Genomic DNA, 13,875 nt, shown 5'->3' with positions numbered 1-13,875 from the left:
TGCTGGTCTGAGACACGCCGAGTCGGCAGAAGTGCTGGTCTGAGACACGCCGAGTCGGCAGAAGTGCTGGTCTGAAAGACGCCGAGTCGGCAGAAGTGCTGGTGGGTCGCCTGCACTTCTGCCGACTCGGCACTCCTGAGACCAGCACTAGTGCCGACTCGGCACTCCTGAGACCAGCACTTCTGCCGAGTCGGCGGGGGTGGGGGGGGCTTCTCAGAGGCTGAGGCCGAGGGCGGCGTCGAGTACAGCGGCGATGCGGCCGGCGGCGTCGTGGTCGGTGTTGTCGGCCAGGCCGTCGACACCGAGGGTGGCGTCGACCCAGCCCTGGATCAGCTCCACGGCGGCCGGGGCGTCGAGGTCGGCGGCGAGCACCTCCAGCACGTCCTCGATCACCGGGCCGGCGGGGGCGCCGCTGCCGAGCGCCAGCGCCTTGCGCCACTGGGCCAGGGTGTCGACGCTGTCGAAGAGCTCGGCGTCGGTCCACTCCCAGTCGGAGCGGTAGTGGTGGCGCAGCAGGGTCAGCCGGATCGCCATCGGGTCGATGTCGCTGTTGCGCAGCGCCGAGACGAAGACCAGGTTGCCCTTGGACTTCGACATCTTCTCGCCGTCGTAGGCCACCATCCCGGCGTGCGCGTAGACCTTCGCGAACCGCTCTCCGGTGGCGACCTGGGTGTGACCGGCGCACATCTCGTGGTGCGGGAAGACCAGGTCGGAGCCGCCGCCCTGTACGTCGAAGGCGGTGCCGAGGTGCTCCAGCGAGATCGCCGAGCACTCGATGTGCCAGCCGGGCCGACCAGGACCGAACGGCGAGGGCCAGGACGGCTCGCCGGGCCGCTCGGCGCGCCACAGCACACAGTCGAGCGGGTCCTTCTTGCCGGGCCGGTCCGGGTCGCCGCCGCGCTCGGGGAAGATCTCGAGCATCAGCTCACGGGGGTAGTTGGACTCCTCGCCGAAGGTGGGATCGGCGGCGACGGAGAAGTAGAGGTCGTCCTCGACCTGGTAGACGGCGCCGGCGGCCCGCAGCCGCTCGATGAGCCCGATGACCAGCGGAATCGACTCGACCGCGCCGGTGTAGTGAGCCGGCGGCAGCACCCGCAGCGCCGTCATGTCCTGGCGGAACAGCTCGGTCTCCCGCTCGGCGAGCTCCACCCAGTCGATGCCGACCTTGGCGGCCCGCTCCAGCAGCGGGTCGTCGACGTCGGTGACGTTCTGGGCGTAGGTGACGGCGTGGCCGGCGTTGCGCCAGGCCCGGTTGAGCAGGTCGAAGCCGACATAGGTCGCCGCGTGACCCATGTGGGTGGCGTCGTACGGCGTGATGCCGCAGACATAGAGCCGGGCATGGCCGTCCTCGGGCACGACCGGCACCAACTGGCCGGTCGCGGTGTCGTGAAGCGCGACCTCGGGTCCGGTGACGGTCAGCGTCGGGACATCGGGGGCAGGCCAGGCGCGCATGGCCCGAACTCTATTAGAAGGGTGGCCACGGGATCGCGTGGCGGTGGGGATCGGGCTCGGGCAGCGTGCCGGCCGCGAGCAGCGTCTCGCACCGGCCGAGGAGGGCATCGAGGTCGCTGCCGGCCAGCCAGTGCCCCAGCTCGTCGCCGACCTCGCCGTAGAGCGCGTCGTGCAACCGCCGCAGACCGGCTGTTTCGTCCTCGGTGAGCGGTGACCCGGCCCAGCCCCACAGCACGGTACGGAGCTTGGGGTCGGTGTGGAAGCAGATGCCGTGGTCGATGCCGTAGCGGTGGCCGCCGGCCACCTCCAGCACGTGGCCGCCCTTGCGGTCGGCGTTGTTGACGACCACGTCGAAGACCGCGATTCGCCGCATCGCCGTGCTGTCCTCGTGGATCAGCCGGACGGGCCGGTCGCGGTCGTCGTACCCCTCGAAGGAGGTGCGCCAGCCGGTCGGCACCTCGCCGTCGGGCACGATCGTGACCGCCGCCTGGTCCTCGTCGACGGTGACCCAGCGCTGCACCATGCCGGGCCCGTGCGGGCCGTCGCCGAGCCAGGTCTGCGGCACCACGTCCCAGCCCAGCGCCTCCGAGACCAGGTAGGCGGCGACCTCCCGGTAGGCCAGGTGGCCGTCGGGGAAGTCCCACAGCGGCCGCTCCCCCGCGATCGGCTTGTAGACCACGTCCAGGTCTGCCCCCGAGGTCGAGCACAGCACACCGACGAAGGTGGCGTTGGAGGCGGGCATCACCCGCCCGGTGAGGACCAGCTCCTCGTGCCCGGCCGACGGATTCGTCATGGATCGCGGCGCCTGAAGCCGTTGGCCCGCGGGCACAGGTGGCCGTCGGGGTCGATCGGGCCGCCGCAGAACGGACAGTCGGGGCGCCCGGCCTCCACGACCCGCAGCGCCCGGTTGGCGAAGGCGCGCGCGGCCGCGGGGGCGATGCGGATCAGCAGCACCTCGACGGGCTCGGCCTCCTCGTCCCCATCGTCCTCGGCGATCGGGTAGACCTCGATGACGACCCGCTCGTCGTCGCCGTCCCAGGACAGCGTCATGGTGCCGGCCCGGAACTCCTCCTCGATCGGCTGGTCCAGCGGCGCGGTGTCGTCGAGCGCGAGCGGCGCGACCGCCGGCACCACCGAGGCGGCCAGGCTCATCACCTCGTCGAGCAGCTCGTCGACCCGCTCGGCCAGCAGCGCGACCTGCTGCTTCTCAAGCGCCACGCTGACCAGCCGACGACCGGTACGGGCCTGCAGGAAGAAGGTGCGCGCCCCCGGCTGGCCGACGGCGCCCGCGACGAAGCGCTCCGGCGGGTCGAACTCGTGGACGACAGAGGGCATGTGCCCAGCCTATGGGTCGGCTCTAGCCCGGTCCGGCCCCGCCACCGACCACCGCGTCGCCGCTGGCGCGCCGACGACGCCTCGGCTTGGCCGCCAGCCAGCCGAGGTCGCCGGCATGGGTGTTGGTGGCGAGCACGTGTGGCCGAGTGGCGGTGTAGCGGATGATCGAGACCGAGGCCGGATCGACGCTGATCCGCTGGAACAGGTCCAGGTGCATACCGAGGGCGTCGGCCAGCACCGACTTGATGATGTCGCCGTGGCTGACCGCCACCCAGACCACGTCGGGGCCGTGCTGGGCCTCCATGGCGGCGTCGAGGCGTCGTACGGCGGCCACCGACCGCGCCTGCATTGCGGCCATCGACTCCCCGCCCGGGAAGGCCGCCGCGGAGGGCTGCTGCTGCACGACCTTCCACAGCGGCTCCTTGGCCAGCTCCCGGAGGGAGCGGCCCTGCCACTCGCCGTAGTCGCACTCGGTGAGCGCTCGCTCGGCGTGGGCCTTGAGCTCGACCGGCTGCCGGGTGATGATCTCCCGGGCGGTCTGCCGGCAGCGCTCCAGCGGGCTCGTCACGACCGCGGCCAGCGGCACCGCGGCGAGCCGCTCCCCGGTCCGGGCGGCCTGGCCCAGGCCGGTGTCGTCGAGCCGGACCCCCGGCGTACGGCCGGCAAGGGTGCCGGAGGCGTTGGCCGTGGTGCGGCCGTGACGGACCAGGACGACTGTCGCCATGCGCGCCACCCTATCCAGCACTAGCGTTCGGGTGTGATCGTCGACAGCGCCCTCTACCGCGGCGGCGTCCGCCAGCAGCCGGACTGCCACCCACACGAGTACGACAAGCTCCGCGCCGGCGCGAGCGGCCCAGGCGACTTCGTCTGGCTCGGCCTCTACGCCCCCAGCCATAGCGAGCTCGACGAGGTGGCCACCGCCTTCAGGCTCCACCCGTTGGCGGTGGAGGACGCGGTGACCGCGCACCAGCGGCCGAAGCTGGAGCGGTACGGCGACGCGCTCTTCCTGGTCCTGAAGACGCTCTGGTACGTCGACGCGGACGACGCCGTCGAGACCGGCGAGATCGCCTGCTTCCTCGGCCCCGGCTACCTCATCACCGTCCGGCACGGTCGTGGCAGCCGGCTCGACGCCGCCCGCCACGCGATCGAGACGACGCCCGACAAGCTCGCGCAGGGCCCCTCGGCGGCGGTCTGGGCGGTCGCCGACGCGGTGGTGGACGGCTATCTCAGCGTGCTCGGGGAGATGCAGACCGATGTCGACGAGGTGGAGACCTCGGTCTTCTCCAAGGACCGCACCAGCGACTCCGAGCGGATCTACACCCTCAAGCGCGAGCTCGCCGAGGTACGACGGGCGGTGGTCCCGCTGCGGGCTCCGATGGTGGGCTTCGCGACCGGCGCGGTGGAACACGTCGACCCGGACATGCAGCCGTTCTTCCGCGACGTCCTCGACCACCTCAACCAGTGCGCCGAGATGGCCGACAGCCTGGAGTCGCTGCTGTCCTCGGCGTTCGAGGCGCACCTGGCCCGCATCTCGGTGCAGCAGAACGACGACATGCGCAAGATCTCCGCCGGGGCCGCCCTGGTCGTCGTACCGACCCTGATCGCGGGCATCTACGGCATGAACTTCACCCACATGCCGGAGCTGGGCTGGACCTTCGGCTATCCGATGGCGCTGCTGCTGATGGCCGGCGCCGTGGTGGGGCTGTGGATGTGGTTCAAGCGCTCCGGCTGGCTGTAGTCAGGCCGTCAGCACTCCGGTCGCGACCAGGGTCAGGGTCGCGGCGCCGAGCACGACCCGGTAGAGCACGAACGGGGTGTAGGACTTGGTGGCGACATAGCGCAGCAGCCAGGCGATGGCGGCGTAGCCGACCACGAACGAGATCGCCGTCGCCAGGATCGTGGGCCCCCACCCGTAGGGGTTGGCCTCCCCGGGCACGTCCTTGAGCTCGAAGATCCCCGCCCCGATGACCGCGGGGATGGCGAGCAGGAAGGCGTAGCGGGTGGCGGTCTCGCGCTCGTAGCCCAGCGCTCGGCCCATCGAGAGGGTGGCGCCGGACCGGGAGACGCCCGGGATCAGTGCCAGCGCCTGGGCGCAGCCCATCAGGATCGCGTCGCGCAGGCTGAGCTGCTTCAGGCCCTTGTCGGTGAGGCCGAAGCGGTCGGCGATGCCCAGGACCAGTCCGAGCACGATCAACGTGGTGCCGATGATCCACAGGCTGCGGAAGTTGCTCTCGACGACGTCCTTGAGAAGGACCCCGAGGACGACGATCGGCAGCGAGCCGATGATGATGAACCAGCCCATCCGCGAGTCCAGATGGCCGCGCAGCTCCGGCCGCCACAGGCTCCGCAGCCAGGTGGTGGCGATCCGCCAGATGTCACGCCAGAAGTAGAGCAGCACCGCCACCTCGGTGCCGATCTGGATGACGGCCGTGAAGGCCGCGCCGGGGTCGCCCCAGCCGAACAGCTCCGGGTAGATGCGCAGGTGGGCGCTGGAGGAGATCGGCAGGAACTCGGTAAGGCCCTGGATCAGCCCGAGCACGACCGCCTGGATGTAGTCCACGGGCGATCAGCGTAGGGCCGCCTGCCGAGCAATTCATGACGACCCGCGTGCCCGGGGCCGTGCTCCGCGACACGTCCGGCTATGTTCTGGCCCATGCAGCAACGCTCGCTCGGCGCCACCGGCCTCCGCGTCTCGCGGCTGGGCCTCGGCACGATGACCTGGGGCCGGGCGACCGACGAGCATGAGGCGCGCGACCAGCTGGTCGCCTTCGCGGAGGCCGGCGGCACCCTCGTCGACACCGCGGCGGGGTACGGCGACGGCCGGGCCGAGTCGCTGCTCGGCTCGCTCATCGGCGACGTGGTGGCCCGCGAGGAGGTCGTGCTCGCCACCAAGGCCGGCATCTCGCGTCGCGCCGGCCGCCGGGAGGTCGACACCTCGCGTGGCTCGCTGCTGCGCTCGCTGGACGCCTCGCTGCGCCGGCTCGGCACCGATCATGTGGACCTGTGGCAGGTGCACGTCTGGTCCGACCTGGCGCCGGTCGAGGAGACGCTCTCCGCGCTCGACCTCGCGCTGACCTCGGGCCGCGCCGCCTATGTCGGGATCTCCAACTACACCGGCTGGCAGACCGCCCAGGCCGCGACCTGGCAGCGCGCGGTGCCGGGCCGGGCGGTGCTGGCCTCGACCCAGGTGCAGTACTCCCTGCTCGCCCGCGAGATCGAGTACGACGTCGTACCGGCCGCCGAGGCGCTCGGCCTGGGCATCCTCGCCTGGTCGCCGCTGGCCGGTGGGGTGCTCACCGGCAAGTACCGCACCGGGACCCCGTCGGACTCCCGCGGCGCCGACCGCGACTTTGCCGGCCGGGTCGACTCCTACCTCGACGACCGGGGCCGAGGCATCGTGGAGGCGGTGGCGAAGGCCGCCGACGGGCTCGACTGGGCGCCGCTGCAGGTGGCGCTGGCCTGGGTCCGCGACCGGCCGGGCGTGACCGCGCCGATCCTCGGCGCCCGTACCGCCGACCAGCTCCGGCTCGCCCTCGCCGTCGAGCAGCTGACCCTGCCTGCCGAGCTCGCTGCCGCACTGGACGACGTCTCAGCCGAGTAGACCGAAGGAGAATCCATGACCGCTGTCGACCGCCGCCCGCCCCGTCCCGGTGTCGAGTGGGAGTTCGACACGGTCACCTTCTCCCGAGAGCTCAAACGCAGCGCCGTGACCAAGCTCCTCGTGGAGCGCGCCGAGCACGGCGGCTGGGTGCTGGACCGGGTGCGGATCACCGCCGACGGCAAGCGCCGGGTCGTCCTGCGCCGCAAGATCATCCGGGCGGTGCGCACCGCCTGACCCGCCGAGAGGTCCCAGATGGCCCGCCGAGAGGTCCCGGATGGCCCCTCGAGAGGTCCCGGATCGCCCCCTTGGTCAGGCCAGGTCGAGAAACCTGTCGAGCACCCGCGCCCCGAACTCCAGCGCATCGACCGGGACCCGCTCGTCGACGCCGTGGAAGAGCGCGGTGAAGTCGAGGTCGTCGGGAAGCCGCAGCGGCGCGAAGCCGTAGGTGCGGATGCCGAGCTTGCCGAAGTGCTTGGCGTCGGTGCCGGCGCTCATCAGGTAGGGCGCCACCCGGGCGTCGGGGTCCTCGGCCAGCAGCGAGCGGGTCATCGCGTCGGCGATCGCGGTGTCGTCGTACAGCGTCTCCCAGGGTCGCTGCCGGGACACGAAGTCGATCTCGACGCCCTCGCCGCACAGCTCCGCCAGCGTGGCGAAGAACTCGTCCTCGTAGCCGGGCAGGAACCGGCCGTCCACGTGCGCGGTGGCCTCGGTGGGGATGACGTTGACCTTGTAGCCGGCGCCGAGCATCGTCGGGTTGCTGACGTGGCGCAGGGTGGCGCCGATCATCCGGGCCGCCGGGCCGAGCTCCTCGATCAGCTGCTGGGCGTTGTCGGGCGTCGCCTCGGTGCCGGCGAGCTCGGCGATCGCCGCCAGCAGCGTACGCATCGTCGGGGTGAGCTGGACCGGCCACTCGTGGGCGCCGATCCGGGCCACCGCCTCGGCCAGCCTGGTGACCGCGTTGTCGTGGTTGATCATCGAGCCGTGGCCGGCGGTGCCGCGGGCGGTGAGCCGCATCCAGGCCATGCCCTTCTCGGCGGCCTCGATGAGGTAGAGCCGACGGCCGCGCACCGTGGTCGAGAAGCCGCCGACCTCGCCGATCGCCTCGGTGATGCCCTCGAACTCCTCCGGCATGGCCTTGATCAGCTGCTCGGCGCCCTTGTGCCCGCCGGCCTCCTCGTCGGCCAGGAACGCCAGCGTGACGGGTCGCTCCGGCGCCCGGCCGGCGCGCTGCCGGGCCCGCACCACGCTCAGCAGCATGGCGTCGAAGTCCTTCATGTCCACCGCGCCGCGGCCCCACACGTAGCCCTCCTCGACCTCGGCGGCGAAGGGGTCGAACCGCCAGTCGCTCGCCTCGGCGGGTACGACGTCGAGGTGGCCGTGGACCAGCAGCCCGTCGGTCCGCCGGCCGCCGCCCCAGTGGGCGACCAGGCAGGTCCGGCCGGGCTCGTACTCGTAGAGCCGCGACTCGATGCCGACCTCGTCGAGCAGCGTCGCGACGTGCTCGGCGGCCTTCCGCTCCCCCGGCCCCGATCCGTCCCCGAAGTTGCTGGTGTCCATGCGGATCAGGTCGCGGCAGATGTCCACGACCTCCCCGGCGGGATCGAGGTTGGCCATGTCCCCACCCTATGCGTCCCGATTCGTCTCACCCGCATCACAATGCTAACGTTCCCTCCGCACTCGCGCGGGTGGCGGAATAGGCAGACGCGCTAGCTTGAGGTGCTAGTCCACGTATAGTGGGTGGGGGTTCAAGTCCCCCCTCGCGCACGAGTGAAACCCCCAGGGTGACCTGGGGGTTTCATCATTTCGGGCCTAGCCTGAATGTCCCAGGGGCACCGGCCGACGACTCGGAGGTCGTGACATGGCTTGGATCGAGCAGCGAAAGCGGGACGACGGCGGCACTTCGGTGCGGGTGCTCTTGGCGCCCAGGCGCCGCCCGTGGTGGTCCCCAGGAGCAGGAGACGTTCGGCTCGGGCACCGATGAGCAGACCTAGCCCCGTGCCGAGGGCTTCAAGAAGATGGTCGACGCCGCGGGCCAGCATTGGCCTGACGGCTGGGTGAAGTGCGAGGGCTTCGTCCGCGTTCGTGGCGCCGCCGGCGACATCGAGGTCCGCGGCACCTTCCCCTTCGCCCGGCCGGTGACCTCGATCGGCGAGGCCGACATCAGGCGTGGCTGATCGACTGGAAGCGCTCGCTGAAGACCAAGGCCAATTGCCACGGCCTGCTGTACGGCGTCTTCAACTATGCCGTCGAGCAGGGCTTCCTCGGCGTCAACCCGTGTGCCGCACGGCCCCGAAGCGGGCCGGGTCAAGCAGTCCCAGGCCGAGCTGCGGTTTCTCTCCGAAGCGGAGTTCGCAGCTGCGGCCAAACTGGCCGGCAGAGACGCGGACGTGCTTCGGGTGACTGTCGGGACGGGCCTACGGTTCAGCGAGATCGGCGCGCTGTGGGTCGGCGACGTCGACCTGGAGCACCGCACGCTGAGGGTGAATAAGGCGTGGAAGCGGAAGGGCGAGGACGGGCAGTCCGAGACACCTTCGTGGCTGAAGAAGCTGTTCAAGCCCAAGCACTCGATGCGTGACCACTGATATGTAGGTGAGTTTGTCAAGAGGGCATGGTGAGGCGCCCGCCTTCGGGAGCGACCCTGAGGCGGGCGCCTCGTGCTTGGCTGCTGGCGATGTCGGCTGGTGAGCGTGTCGTTGGCGACGCACGGGTCAGACCGGGTCCACGACGAAGGGCTCCGCGACGCGTACGCCCGCACCATCATGGTTCGGCTGGCGCCCCGACGACTCTGGCAACACAAGATCCCTACACCGCGGCGTTCGCCTGGGCCAGCCGACTCCCGGCAGGTCCCCCGCCCGAGATCCCGTTCCTGGTCGGCACCTCGCTCCACCTTCCCGACGGCTCAGCTCTCGACCTCGACCTCGACCAGGCCGGCCTGGTCGGCACAGTCACCGGCGGCACGCTCATCCTCGCCCAGACCAGCAGCGACCCACTACGCACCGAATACCAGATCATCTCGCCTGACGGGCAGGCGAGGACCCTGCCTGCGGAAAGCAGCGATCACTACGTCCAGGAGGCACTGGTCTCCCCCGACGGCACGCTCTTCGCAGACGGTCCGGACGTGATCGACCTGGCAACTGGACAGGTGATCGCCAGTCTGCCCGCCGATGCCAATATCCTCATCCACTGGACCTCAGTGGGCATCGTCTACGGCACCGACCAGAGGGCAGCCCTGTGGAACCCGCTCACCGGCGCCGCGACCGACCTCGGCCCCTACCCAGGCAAGTTCGGCCTCGGCTCGGACTCGTTCGTCCGCTGGAGGAAGGGCTGCTCGATCGTCTCGACAGTCACGGCCGATGGGCTCAGCGAGAAGGGACGGCTGTGTGGCACCCGGCTGCTCACCGCCTCCAATGACGGCAACACCTGGGTCAGCCAACAAATGGACGTCCTCGACACCCAAGGCACCCAGCACGAGACCAGGGGCACCCTGTCGGGCTTCCCCCCGGACGCGAAGATCCACCCGATCGAGGAGACCGACTGGGTCAGTCCCGAGGAGTTCCTCATGTCGATGTCCAACCAGAACGGCACCCAATCGGTCGTCATCAGATGCAACGTCGACACCCTGACCTGCACCCGGGCCACCCACGTGTACGACCTCCCCGCCACCGACCGAGCCATCGACCTCCCCGGAGGAGGATGACCTCCGTGCCCATCCCGAACAGGCGCTGGACGCCCGAACTGGTCCCGCTGTCTCGCGATCTGATGGACTGACCCCATGCGCACCGTTGCCCTCGCCCTGCTGCTCCCCCTCCTCGCCCCGTTGACGCTCCCCGCCGCACCCGCCCAGGCGATGCCGCCGACGACCGACAGCGCCCCGGCCGCGCGCGCGACCGGGCTGCCGTCGAAGGCACAGTGGCAGGCCGACGTCCGCGCCGCCTACGCGAAGGCCCAACCGGGCGCCTATCTCGCCGAGCGGGTCGCCAGCGGCGAGAAGAGACTGGCGATCGTGCTCGACATCGACAACACCTCGCTGGCCTCGCACTACGCCTGGCCCAAGCCGGTCGGTCGCACGCTCAAGCTCGCCAAGCGCGCCACCAAGCTGGGCGTCGCGGTCATCTTCGTCACCGGCCGCTACGACGACACCCTCGACGAGGTCACCCCGGCGCTGACAGCGGCCGGTTACGACTACGAGTCGGCCTGCGGCCGCAAGCTGGGCGAGGCCATCGTCGACGGCAAGCAGCGCTGCCGCGCGGCGTACGTCGACGAGGGCTGGACCTTCATCCTCAACATCGGCAACCACGGCACCGACTTCGTCGGTGGCGACTACGAGCGGAAGGTGCGGCTGCCCGGCTACCGGGGCCTGCTCGGCTGACGTGACGAACGTGGTCGGCCGGAGCGCCCCATCGCCCCGGCCGACCACGCCACTAAGTCCACAACGATGGCACGCACCGATGGTTACGCCGGGACTCTAGGCTGTCCCGGGTGAGGATCGGGTTCGTCACCGGCGCGACGCCGGACAAGTGGGCGCGCGGCTGGCGCGAGCGTCGCCGCGAGCCGCTCGAGCTGGTCCCGCTCGGCCAGGATCGGCAGGAGACCGCGCTGCGCGACGGTGAGGTCGACATGGCGATCGTCCGGCTTCCCGTCGAGCGCGACGGACTCCATCTCATCCCGCTCTACGAGGAGGTCCCCGTCGTGGTCGTCTCCCGCGAGCACTACCTCTCGCTCGCCGACGAGGTGACCCTGGCCGACCTCGACAGCGAGCAGCTGGTCCGGCCGCACCAGTCCGGCTGGAACCCCTCGGCCGAGCAGCTGCGCTGGCCGGAGATGGACGAGAAAACGGCCATCGAGACGGTCGCCGCCGGCACCGGCGTGGTGATCGTGCCGATGTCCGTGGCGCGACTTCACCACCGCAAGGACGTGGTCGCGGTGCCGGTGGCCGACCTGCCGCCGACCCAGGTAGGCCTGGCCTGGCTCCGCGACCGCGACGACGAGTGCACGCAGGCCTTCGTCGGCGTGGTGCGCGGCCGGACGGTCAACTCCTCACGCGACTGACTCGCGCCGAGGTCGCCGGACCAGGCTCCGCAGCAGCGGCCCGACGATGGCCGGCGCGACCGGCATCGCGCCGATCCCGCGAACTCGTCGAAGCGGGCGTCGATCCGGCTGGCGTCGACGGCGTTGCCAACTGCCCACGCGGCCTGCATCCACAGGGCCATCGTCAGAGATGGTCGACCAGCCAGCCGGCAAGGTCGCGGGCGGACCGGTCGACGGCGCTGACCCAGTCCAAGGCCGTCTCGTCGGCGTTGTCCGAGACGTGCTTGACCAGCCGGCAGCGCACCCCGGCCTCGCGGGCCGCCCAGGCGATCGCGAAGCCCTCCATGTCGACCAGGTCGGCCCGCTGGGCGAGGCGGTCGCGCACCGCCGGGTCGGTGACGAACAGATCGCCGGTGGCCAGCGTGGTCGCCGCATCGCCGAGGGTCAGCCAGTCCTCGACGTCGTACCCGAGTGCTCGGATGGCATCCGCAGACAGGTCGTGGTTGAGGACCCGGCCGATCTCGAAGACCCCGGACAGCCCCTCGCGCAGCGCGCCGCAGGAGCCGATGTTGACGATCTCGTCGATCGTGGGGTCGGCGGCCAGTGCCCGAGCCACGGCCGAGGCCGCAGCCACCTTGCCAACCCCGGTGACGAGCAGCGGGAGATCGGCCGGGACGTGCGCGGCCTCGGTCCTGGTCGCTGAGACGATGAGCGCGCTCACGGCGCGTGAGACTACTTGAGCTCGGCGGAGGACAGCCCCAGCACCCGGCGGGCGACGATGAGCTGCTGGATCTGCTGGGTCCCCTCGAAGATGTCGAGGATCTTCGAGTCGCGGGCCCACTTCTCCAGCAGCTCCCCCTCCTCGTAGCCCACGCTCGCGCACAGCTCGACGCAGGAGAGCGTCACGTCGGAGCCGACCCGGCCGGCCTTCGCCTTGGCCATCGAGGCCTGCAGCGAGTTGGGCTGGCGGTTGTCGGCCATCCAGGCGGCCTGGAGGGTCAGCAGGTAGGCGCCCTCCCAGTCGGCCTCCAGCTGCAGGAACCTGGCCGCCGCGGCGGACTGGGTGACGGCCGGCCGGTCGTAGTCGATCGTGACGCCGGCCTTCGTCAGCAGCTCGCGGGTCAGGTCGAGCGCGGCCCGGGCGCAGCCGACGGCCATCGCGGCCACCAACGGGCGGGTATTGTCGAAGGTGGCCATCGCGCCGGCGAAGCCCTCGCTGACGTTGATCTCGGGCGAGCCGAGCAGGTTGGCGGCCGGCACCCGGCAGTCGGTGAAGGTGATCACGGCGGTGTCGGAGGCGCGGATGCCGAGCTTGTGCTCGAGCCGCTCGACCTTGAGGCCGGGCGTGCTCTTGGGCACCACGAACGACTTGATCGCGGCCCGGCCCAGGCTCTTGTCGAGCGTGGCCCAGACGACGACGGAGTCGGAGCGCTCGCCGGAGGTGACGAAGATCTTCTCGCCATTGAGGACGTACTCGTCACCGTCCTTGGTGGCGGTCGTCGACACCTGGGCGGAGTCGGAGCCGAAGGACGGCTCGGTGATCGCCATCGAGGCCCAGGTGCCTTTGAAGCGCTCCAGCTGCTCGTCGTTGGCGACGCTGGCGATGGCGGAGTTGCCCAGGCCCTGGCGGGGCATCGCCAGGGTGAGGCCGACGTCGCCCCAGCACATCTCGGCCACCGACATGACCGAGGCCATGTTGGAGCCGTTCTTGACGGTCTTGTCGTCGCCACCGCCGTCTCGCCGTACGCCGGTCGCGCCGGCGCCCTCGCCGGCCCCGGACTCGGCCAGCCCGTCGGCCATGGCCGCGAGCATGTCGAGCTCCTTGGGGTACTCGTGCTCGGCCAGGTCGTACTTGCGCGAGATCGGCCGCAGCATGTTCATGGCGACCTGGTGCACCTGGTCGCGCAGCGGGCGCAGCCGCTTCGGGTCCTCGAGGTTGATCGTCACGACACGCACTCGCTTCGCTCGCGCGCCCTCTGCGGGGCGCTGCCTTGGATTGTCCGCTCGCTCACACCAGCACCGTGCCTTCCATGATCCCGATGGCCCGCAGGTCGCGATACCACCGCTCGACGGGGTGCTCCTTGACGAAGCCGTGGCCGCCGAGCAGCTGGACGCCGTCGAGGCCGATCCGCATTCCCTTGTCGGCGCAGAGCTTGCGCGCCAGCGCGATCTCGCGGGTGGCGTCGATGCCCTGGGCGACCCGGGAGGCGGCCTTGTAGGTCACCAGCCGCATCGCCTCCAGCTCGATGGCGATGTCGGCGACCATGAAGGCCACCGCCTGCCGGTGGGCGATCGGCTCGCCGAAGGCCTCTCGTGTCTTGACGTAGGGGGTGACGTAGTCGAGGACCGCCTGCGCGGTGCCCAGCGCGAGCGCGCACCAGGCGAGGCGGGAGAGCCTGACGCACTCGGTGTAGGTGCTGCCGTCGAGGTCGCCGAGGACGGCGTCCTCGGCGACCTCG

The 13,875-nt window shown here is 70.9% G+C and carries 17 protein-coding genes and 1 tRNA gene; 9 read left to right on the top strand and 9 right to left on the bottom strand.

Annotated elements, in window-relative coordinates:
* Nucleotides 1-213 precede the first annotated feature (213 nt).
* From mshC to QM595_RS13810, 4 genes are read right to left on the bottom strand one after another with little or no spacing between them, the layout of a single operon-like run.
* Complete coding sequence (mshC, locus tag QM595_RS13825) at nucleotides 214-1,452, bottom strand: cysteine--1-D-myo-inosityl 2-amino-2-deoxy-alpha-D-glucopyranoside ligase (RefSeq protein WP_415172149.1); 1,239 nt, start codon at nucleotides 1,450-1,452, stop codon at nucleotides 214-216.
* Between the two features lie 13 nt (nucleotides 1,453-1,465).
* On the bottom strand, nucleotides 1,466-2,245 hold the full coding sequence (locus QM595_RS13820; protein WP_415172148.1) for an SCO1664 family protein: 780 nt from the start codon (nucleotides 2,243-2,245) through the stop codon (nucleotides 1,466-1,468).
* Nucleotides 2,242-2,787 (bottom strand): DUF3090 family protein, encoded by a 546-nt coding sequence (locus QM595_RS13815; RefSeq protein ID WP_415172147.1) that lies wholly within the window; start codon nucleotides 2,785-2,787, stop codon nucleotides 2,242-2,244. Before QM595_RS13815 ends, QM595_RS13820 begins: the two co-directional genes overlap by 4 nt.
* Before the next feature lie 22 nt (nucleotides 2,788-2,809).
* Nucleotides 2,810-3,511, bottom strand: coding sequence for a histidine phosphatase family protein (locus QM595_RS13810; protein ID WP_415172146.1), 702 nt, complete (start codon nucleotides 3,509-3,511; stop codon nucleotides 2,810-2,812).
* 33 nt (nucleotides 3,512-3,544) lie between these two features.
* Between QM595_RS13810 and corA the strand changes: the two genes are divergently transcribed.
* Complete coding sequence (corA, locus tag QM595_RS13805) at nucleotides 3,545-4,525, top strand: magnesium/cobalt transporter CorA (RefSeq protein WP_415172145.1); 981 nt, start codon at nucleotides 3,545-3,547, stop codon at nucleotides 4,523-4,525.
* Here the strand turns inward: corA and QM595_RS13800 are convergent, their stop codons facing one another.
* The gene (locus QM595_RS13800; RefSeq protein ID WP_415172144.1) at nucleotides 4,526-5,347 is read right to left on the bottom strand and encodes an undecaprenyl-diphosphate phosphatase; all 822 of its coding nucleotides are present in this window, start codon (nucleotides 5,345-5,347) and stop codon (nucleotides 4,526-4,528) included. It lies immediately after the preceding gene.
* A 93-nt stretch (nucleotides 5,348-5,440) separates the two neighbouring features.
* Between QM595_RS13800 and QM595_RS13795 the strand changes: the two genes are divergently transcribed.
* Both QM595_RS13795 and QM595_RS13790 read left to right on the top strand, forming a co-directional pair.
* Entirely contained in the window at nucleotides 5,441-6,388 is a 948-nt protein-coding gene (locus tag QM595_RS13795; RefSeq protein WP_415172143.1) for an aldo/keto reductase, read from the top strand.
* A gap of 15 nt (nucleotides 6,389-6,403) precedes the next feature.
* Entirely contained in the window at nucleotides 6,404-6,622 is a 219-nt protein-coding gene (locus QM595_RS13790) for a DUF5703 family protein (protein ID WP_415172142.1), read from the top strand.
* 75 nt (nucleotides 6,623-6,697) lie between these two features.
* Here the strand turns inward: QM595_RS13790 and QM595_RS13785 are convergent, their stop codons facing one another.
* Nucleotides 6,698-8,002 carry a M20/M25/M40 family metallo-hydrolase gene (locus QM595_RS13785; RefSeq protein ID WP_415172141.1) on the bottom strand — a complete coding sequence of 435 codons (1,305 nt, stop codon included), beginning with the start codon at nucleotides 8,000-8,002 and terminating at the stop codon, nucleotides 6,698-6,700.
* A 65-nt stretch (nucleotides 8,003-8,067) separates the two neighbouring features.
* Between QM595_RS13785 and QM595_RS13780 the strand changes: the two genes are divergently transcribed.
* The 6 genes from QM595_RS13780 (at nucleotide 8,068) to QM595_RS13755 (ending at nucleotide 11,437) form a co-directional block, all read left to right on the top strand.
* Nucleotides 8,068-8,152, top strand: a tRNA-Leu gene (locus QM595_RS13780).
* A gap of 251 nt (nucleotides 8,153-8,403) precedes the next feature.
* Nucleotides 8,404-8,562 (top strand): hypothetical protein, encoded by a 159-nt coding sequence (locus tag QM595_RS13775; RefSeq protein WP_415172140.1) that lies wholly within the window; start codon nucleotides 8,404-8,406, stop codon nucleotides 8,560-8,562.
* A 66-nt stretch (nucleotides 8,563-8,628) separates the two neighbouring features.
* The gene (locus QM595_RS13770) at nucleotides 8,629-8,970 is read left to right on the top strand and encodes a tyrosine-type recombinase/integrase (protein ID WP_415172139.1); all 342 of its coding nucleotides are present in this window, start codon (nucleotides 8,629-8,631) and stop codon (nucleotides 8,968-8,970) included.
* 89 nt (nucleotides 8,971-9,059) lie between these two features.
* Nucleotides 9,060-10,085, top strand: coding sequence for a hypothetical protein (locus tag QM595_RS13765; RefSeq protein ID WP_415172138.1), 1,026 nt, complete (start codon nucleotides 9,060-9,062; stop codon nucleotides 10,083-10,085).
* A 75-nt stretch (nucleotides 10,086-10,160) separates the two neighbouring features.
* Nucleotides 10,161-10,757, top strand: coding sequence for an HAD family acid phosphatase (locus tag QM595_RS13760; protein WP_415172137.1), 597 nt, complete (start codon nucleotides 10,161-10,163; stop codon nucleotides 10,755-10,757).
* Between the two features lie 110 nt (nucleotides 10,758-10,867).
* The gene (locus QM595_RS13755; RefSeq protein WP_415172136.1) at nucleotides 10,868-11,437 is read left to right on the top strand and encodes a LysR family substrate-binding domain-containing protein; all 570 of its coding nucleotides are present in this window, start codon (nucleotides 10,868-10,870) and stop codon (nucleotides 11,435-11,437) included.
* A 163-nt stretch (nucleotides 11,438-11,600) separates the two neighbouring features.
* On the opposite strand, the gene QM595_RS13750 is transcribed toward QM595_RS13755, so the two are convergent.
* From QM595_RS13750 to QM595_RS13740, 3 genes are all read right to left on the bottom strand, one after another.
* Complete coding sequence (locus QM595_RS13750; protein WP_415172135.1) at nucleotides 11,601-12,137, bottom strand: nucleosidase; 537 nt, start codon at nucleotides 12,135-12,137, stop codon at nucleotides 11,601-11,603.
* Between the two features lie 11 nt (nucleotides 12,138-12,148).
* Nucleotides 12,149-13,363 (bottom strand): acyl-CoA dehydrogenase family protein, encoded by a 1,215-nt coding sequence (locus QM595_RS13745; protein ID WP_415172134.1) that lies wholly within the window; start codon nucleotides 13,361-13,363, stop codon nucleotides 12,149-12,151.
* Nucleotides 13,364-13,424: 61 nt separating this feature from the next.
* Nucleotides 13,425-13,875, bottom strand: a 451-nt coding sequence (locus tag QM595_RS13740) for an acyl-CoA dehydrogenase family protein (protein ID WP_415172133.1), incomplete at its 5' end; no start/stop codon positions are given.

This window comes from Nocardioides sp. (genome assembly GCF_047607185.1).
Classification (GTDB): domain Bacteria; phylum Actinomycetota; class Actinomycetes; order Propionibacteriales; family Nocardioidaceae; genus Nocardioides.
The sequence above is the reverse complement of the archived record's forward strand: the minus strand, read 5'-3'. Positions and strand labels throughout refer to the sequence as shown.

Excerpts from the sequence above, each read along its gene's own strand:
- mshC (WP_415172149.1), bottom strand. The coding sequence starts at position 1,452 with ATGCGCGCCTGGCCTGCCCCCGATGTCCCGACGCTGACCGTCACCGGA.
- QM595_RS13820 (WP_415172148.1), bottom strand. The coding sequence starts at position 2,245 with ATGACGAATCCGTCGGCCGGGCACGAGGAGCTGGTCCTCACCGGGCGG.
- QM595_RS13815 (WP_415172147.1), bottom strand. The coding sequence starts at position 2,787 with ATGCCCTCTGTCGTCCACGAGTTCGACCCGCCGGAGCGCTTCGTCGCG.
- QM595_RS13810 (WP_415172146.1), bottom strand. The coding sequence starts at position 3,511 with ATGGCGACAGTCGTCCTGGTCCGTCACGGCCGCACCACGGCCAACGCC.
- QM595_RS13795 (WP_415172143.1), top strand. The coding sequence starts at position 5,441 with ATGCAGCAACGCTCGCTCGGCGCCACCGGCCTCCGCGTCTCGCGGCTG.
- QM595_RS13790 (WP_415172142.1), top strand. The coding sequence starts at position 6,404 with ATGACCGCTGTCGACCGCCGCCCGCCCCGTCCCGGTGTCGAGTGGGAG.
- QM595_RS13785 (WP_415172141.1), bottom strand. The coding sequence starts at position 8,002 with ATGGCCAACCTCGATCCCGCCGGGGAGGTCGTGGACATCTGCCGCGAC.
- QM595_RS13775 (WP_415172140.1), top strand. The coding sequence starts at position 8,404 with ATGGTCGACGCCGCGGGCCAGCATTGGCCTGACGGCTGGGTGAAGTGC.
- QM595_RS13770 (WP_415172139.1), top strand. The coding sequence starts at position 8,629 with ATGCCGTCGAGCAGGGCTTCCTCGGCGTCAACCCGTGTGCCGCACGGC.
- QM595_RS13765 (WP_415172138.1), top strand. The coding sequence starts at position 9,060 with ATGTCGGCTGGTGAGCGTGTCGTTGGCGACGCACGGGTCAGACCGGGT.
- QM595_RS13760 (WP_415172137.1), top strand. The coding sequence starts at position 10,161 with ATGCGCACCGTTGCCCTCGCCCTGCTGCTCCCCCTCCTCGCCCCGTTG.